Origin of the sequence: Sandarakinorhabdus sp., assembly GCF_031422795.1 — a bacterium.
Taxonomy (GTDB): Bacteria; Pseudomonadota; Alphaproteobacteria; order Sphingomonadales; family Sphingomonadaceae; genus Sandarakinorhabdus.
In genome coordinates this window covers 1-5073 of record NZ_JANPML010000141.1, presented here as the reverse complement: position 1 = coordinate 5073, position 5073 = coordinate 1, and the positions used below count along the sequence as shown (strand labels likewise).

Below are 5073 nucleotides of genomic sequence, written 5' to 3'. Positions count from 1 at the left end.
GACCATGACGATATCGCCCGGCTTCACACCGCCGGCGTCGCGCAGATGCACCATGCCGTCGATTTCGGGCGCGTCATATTTGCTGCGCCCGGAAGCGCCGCCGTCTGCATCCACCTCGTCGATCAGCACTTCGATTGTGCGGCCGATCTTGGCTTCCAGCCGGCGTTGCGAAATCTGCGACTGCAGCGCCATGAAGCGGTGCCAGCGTTCTTCCTTCACCGCTTCAGGCACCGCGCCCGGCAAGGCATTGGCCTGCGCGCCATCCACCGCTTCATATTTGAAGCAGCCGGCCCGATCGATCTGCGCCTGTTCCAACCAGTCCAGCAGATACTGGAAATCATCCTCCGTCTCGCCGGGGAAGCCGACGATGAAGGTGGAACGGATGGCCAGATCAGGCACCATGGCCCGCCATTTCTGGATGCGTTCCAGCACCTTGGCTTCATTGGCCGGGCGCTTCATCGCCTTCAGCACGCTGGGGCTGGCATGCTGGAACGGAATGTCGAGATAGGGCAGCAGCAGGCCATCGCGCATCAGCGGGATCAGATCATCGACGTGCGGATAGGGATAAACATAGTGCAGCCGCACCCAGGCGCCGGTTTCGCCCAGGGCGCGGGCCAGATCCTGAATATGGGCGCGCCGTTCGACGCCGCCCAGCGACGATGTGGCGTGCTTCAGGTCCACGCCATAGGCCGAGGTGTCCTGGCTGATGATCAGCAGTTCCTTGGCCCCGACCTTCACCAATGCTTCGGCCTCGCGCAGGATGGCGGCGGGTGGCCGGCTGGCGAGGCGGCCGCGCAGACTGGGGATGATGCAGAAGGCGCAGGTGTGATTGCAGCCTTCGGAAATCTTCACATAGGCATAGTGGCGCGGGGTCAGTTTCAGGCCGGCATCCGGCACCAGATCGACAAACACCGAACGCACGGGCGGCGCGGCATCATGCACGGCGCTGACCACGGCTTCATATTGCTGCGGGCCGGTCACGGCGAGCACGGCCGGGAAACGGGCGCGGATGGCATCGGCCTCAACGCCCATGCAGCCCGTCACGATCACCTTGCCGTTTTCGGCGATGGCCTCGCCAATGGCTTCCAGGCTCTCGGCCTTGGCGGAATCAAGAAAGCCGCAGGTGTTGACGATCACCACATCGGCGCCGGCATAATCGCCCGACAGCGCATAGCCATCGGCACGCAGCTGGGTGAGGATGCGTTCGGAATCGACCAGTGCCTTGGGGCAACCCAGGGACACCATCCCGACCTTTGGTGCTGTATCAAGGTTGAATGACATGCGGTCGGCCCCTGCTCTGTTCAGGCGAAAAGTGCAAGGGGGAAGCAGGGCCAAGGGGCCGTTAACGCCCGCCGATCACTTTGGCAGGATCAACCGGTGTGCGCCCGCGCCGCAGCTCGAAATGCAGTTGCGGTTCCGCCACTGCGCCGGACTGGCCGGCCCGCGCAATCGCCTCGCCGGCTTTCACCCGCGCGCCGCGCGCCACCAGCAAGGCTTCGTTGTGGGCATAGGCCGAAACCCAGCCGCCGGCGTGTTTGACCAGCAGCAGATTGCCGAACCCCGGAATCGCATCGCCGGCATAGGCGACCACGCCGTCGCCCGCCGCCCGCACAGCCTCGCCGGGGTTGGCCTTCAGGTTGACGCCATCGTTGAAGCGACCCCCGGCCTTGGGGCCAAAGCCGGAAATGATGCGGCCCGGCAGCGGCCAGCGGAAGGCCGGGGCCGTGCCGGTAACAGCGGGCAGCGGCGCCGGCGGCGGATCGGCGCTGGCGCCTGTGGCGGGGCGATTCGCAGCCGGGCGGCTGGCCGGGGCGGCGGGCTGGCCGCCGGTCATCACGTCATCAATGGAAAGTTCAAAGGCGCGGGCGCGCTGTTCCAGCGTTTGCGGTGGCTGTGCGGGAGGCGGGGTAAACTGTGGACTGAGGCGCAGGCGCTGGCCGACCCGCAGCACGAACGGTTCTTTCAGCCCGTTATAGGCGATCAGGTCGCGCCAGGTCAGGCCATAGGCCCGCGCGATGGCGATACCGGTTTCGCCGGCCTTCACGATGTGGAACCGCCCTTGCGGCGTGACAACGGCCGCCGGTACCACGCGCCGCGCCACCCAATCGGTGCGCTGCGCTGGCGCGGCAGCGCGCGACGGCGGTGCAGTGGGGCGGGTTGGAGCTGGTTTGGGCGTTGTTCGGGCCGGTGGGCGTGGCGCTGGTTCCGGGCGGCTGATCATGCAGCCGTTCAGCAGCAGGGCAAGCGCCACCATCCCTGCGCCGGATCGCGCCTGCTGCCTTCGCCTTGCCATGGCGGCTTGATAGCGGCGGCGCAGCGGCAAGGAAAGCACTGCCAAAGGGCATTTTTGGCATGTTTGGTGCTATTTGTTAACCAAAAATTTGTATTTATGAACAAAATGGGCCAGAATTACCTCCATACCGGCGATTCGGCCGGCATTGGTGGGGACCAAGATCATGAATTCCAAATATGTTCTGGCTGCAGCGGCTGTTCTGGCAGGCTCGGTGGCCATGCCGGCCCAGGCCGCAATCGGCTTTGCCGGTACGGTGCTGGGCTATTTCAACAGCGGCCAGGGTCCGTTCCCCGGCCCCTACGGCGGCACCTTCCCGGGCAGTTTCCCAGTGCCGGTGTCGACCAGCGTGGTGCTGAATGGGCCAACGAACCCGGCCGATTTCCTGTCCCTGCCGCAGGGCAGTTTCGTCACCGTCGGCTTCACCGACGAAACCGTGATTGACGGGGTGGGCAACGACATTTTCATCAGCGAAGTCGGCGCCAGCGGCGAGCGCGCCGACATTTTCGTGTCGCGCAATGGCATCAACTTCGTCTTTCTCGGCACCGCTCTCGACAGCAGCACCACCGCCTTCGACCTGGCCAGCATTGGCTGGACCGGGGCTGTGACAGCGGTGAAGATCGTCGGGCTGGACAATTTCGGCGGTTCGCCGGGCTTTGACGTCGATTTCATTCAGGTGCTGCCGGGCAGCATCGGCGAGGTTCCGGAACCCGCAAGCTGGGCGATGCTGATCGCCGGCTTTGGCATGGTCGGCGCGATGCAGCGCCGCCGGGTGGCCCGCGCCGCCTGAGCCTTCAGCCACGCAAACAGAGCGGCGGCGGGGTGACCTGCCGCCGTTTCTGCTTTCGGTCAGGCCAGATCGGCCAGCGCCGCCTTCAGCCGGCTGATCGACTGGTAATGCGTCATGTCGAGGTGCAGCGGCGTCACCGAAATGGCGGCTTCGTGCATGGCCTTCAGGTCGGTCTCATGGCCGGGCGCTGGCTTTTCCTTGCCAAAGCCGTGCCAGTAATAGGGAAAGCCGCGCGGATCGATGCGCTTCACCAAGTGGATGTTGCCATAGTCGCGGAAGCCTTGCTCCGTCACGCGCACGCCCTTCACATCGGCGGCCAGCACCGGCGGGAAATTGATGTTGATCAGCACGCCATCAGGCCACTCAGTGCCGATCACGCGGCTGATGATGGCGGCGCCGTGGTGGGCGGCGCAGGAAAAATCCTCCATGCCCGCCGTGTAATCCATCATCACCTGCGACAGTGCGATGGAACGGATGCCGGCCAGACAGCCTTCCATCGCGGCTGAAACCGTGCCGCTGTAAGTCACATCCTCGGCCAGATTGCCGCCGCGATTGACGCCCGAAAGGATCAGATCAGGCTTGTGATCTTCCAGCACCGCGCCCAGCGCCAGCATCACGCAATCGGTGGGGGTGCCGCGCACGGCATAGCGGCGCGGGCTGACCTCGCGGACGCGCACCGGCTGCGACAGGGTCAGGCTGTGGCCGGCGCCCGATTGTTCCTCGGCCGGGGCGACGACCCAGACATCATCCGACAATGCAGCCGCAATGGCTTCCATCGCGACAAGGCCTGGCGCGTTGATGCCATCATCATTGGTGACAAGAATGCGCATTACAGGGTCTCCAGCCGGTTGAGCCCAGCCATATAGGGGTGCAATACATCGGGAATGATGACGCTGCCATCGGCCTGCTGATAATTTTCGATCACCGCCACCAGGGTGCGGCCTACGGCCAGGCCAGATCCGTTCAACGTGTTCACCGGCCCGCGGCTGCCCTTTTCGCCGGCCACCTTCCAGCGGGCGTTCATGCGGCGGCCCTGGAACTCGCCGCAGTCGGAAATCGAGGCAATCTCGCGATACGTGCCCTGGCCCGGCAGCCAAACTTCCAGATCAAAGGTGCGCCGCGCCGAAAAGCCCATGTCGCCCGCGCACAGCAGCATCCGGCGATAGGGCAGGTTCAGCGCCTGCAATATCGCTTCGGCAGATTCCAGCATGTGCAGATGCTCGGTTTCGGCCTGTTCCGGCGTGCAGATCGTCACCAGTTCGCATTTTTCGAACTGGTGTTGGCGAATGAGCCCGCGCGTGTCGCGCCCGGCGCTGCCGGCTTCGCTGCGGAAACAGGGGGTGAGCGCGGTCATGCGGATCGGCAGGGCGGCGGCATCGACGATTTCGCCGGCAACCAGGTTGGTCAGGCTCATTTCGGCGGTGGGGATCAGGTAACGGCCGTCGGTGGTTTGGAACAGATCTTCGGCGAATTTGGGCAGATTGCCGGTGCCAAAGGCAGCCTCGGGCTTCACCAGCAGCGGCGTATAGGTTTCCTGATAGCCGCGATCGCGCGTCTGCGTGTCGATCATATATTGGCCCAGCGCCCGCTGCAGCCGCGCCAGCGGGCCCTTCAGCACGGCAAAGCGCGATCCGGCAACGCGGACCGCCGCTTCCGGGTCGTAACCCAGCTTTGCCGCCACGATGTCATGTTCAACCGGGGCAAAATCGAAATCGCGGGGTTTGCCCCAGCGCAGCACTTCGACATTGCCATGCTCGTCCGCCCCGTCCGGCACATCGGGAGCCGGCAGATTGGGCAGGCTGACCAGCAGCGCCTCCGCCTTTTCGCTGGCGCTGCGGGCGGCGTCTTCCAGCGCGGCAATCTCGTCCTTCAGGCCGGCGACTTCGGCTTTCAGCGCGTCGGCACGGGCCATGTCCTTGGCGGCCATCGCCGCGCCAATTTCCCTGGAGGCCGCATTGCGGCGGGCCAGCGCTTCCTGTGCCGTGGTTTCGGC

General features: G+C 65.1%; 5 protein-coding genes. 1 reads left to right on the top strand and 4 read right to left on the bottom strand.

Translation table 11 applies throughout. The features are described from left to right. Positions 1–1281, bottom strand: a 1281-nt coding sequence (gene rimO / locus RMO81_RS05235) for a 30S ribosomal protein S12 methylthiotransferase RimO (protein WP_310474706.1), incomplete at its 3' end; no start/stop codon positions are given. A gap of 61 nt (positions 1282–1342) precedes the next feature. Further along, positions 1343–2254, bottom strand: coding sequence for a M23 family metallopeptidase (locus RMO81_RS05230; protein WP_310474705.1), 912 nt, complete (start codon positions 2252–2254; stop codon positions 1343–1345). Between the two features lie 202 nt (positions 2255–2456). Here RMO81_RS05230 and RMO81_RS05225 point away from each other — a divergent pair, with 202 nt between their 5' ends. Then, a complete protein-coding gene (locus RMO81_RS05225; protein ID WP_310474704.1) occupies positions 2457–3080 on the top strand; it encodes a PEPxxWA-CTERM sorting domain-containing protein in 624 nt (207 codons plus the stop codon). A 59-nt stretch (positions 3081–3139) separates the two neighbouring features. Here the strand turns inward: RMO81_RS05225 and surE are convergent, their stop codons facing one another. Together surE and serS are read right to left on the bottom strand one after the other, a co-directional pair. Further along, entirely contained in the window at positions 3140–3910 is a 771-nt protein-coding gene (gene surE, locus RMO81_RS05220; RefSeq protein WP_310474703.1) for a 5'/3'-nucleotidase SurE, read from the bottom strand. Further along, the coding region (gene serS, locus RMO81_RS05215; RefSeq protein ID WP_310474701.1) for a serine--tRNA ligase at positions 3910–5073 on the bottom strand (1164 nt) is incomplete at its 5' end. The genes surE and serS, both read right to left, overlap by 1 nt.

Coding starts and splice junctions, on each gene's coding strand:
- RMO81_RS05230 (WP_310474705.1), bottom strand. CDS start 2,254: ATGGTGGCGCTTGCCCTGCTGCTGAACGGCTGCATGATCAGCCGCCCG.
- RMO81_RS05225 (WP_310474704.1), top strand. CDS start 2,457: ATGAATTCCAAATATGTTCTGGCTGCAGCGGCTGTTCTGGCAGGCTCG.
- surE (WP_310474703.1), bottom strand. CDS start 3,910: ATGCGCATTCTTGTCACCAATGATGATGGCATCAACGCGCCAGGCCTT.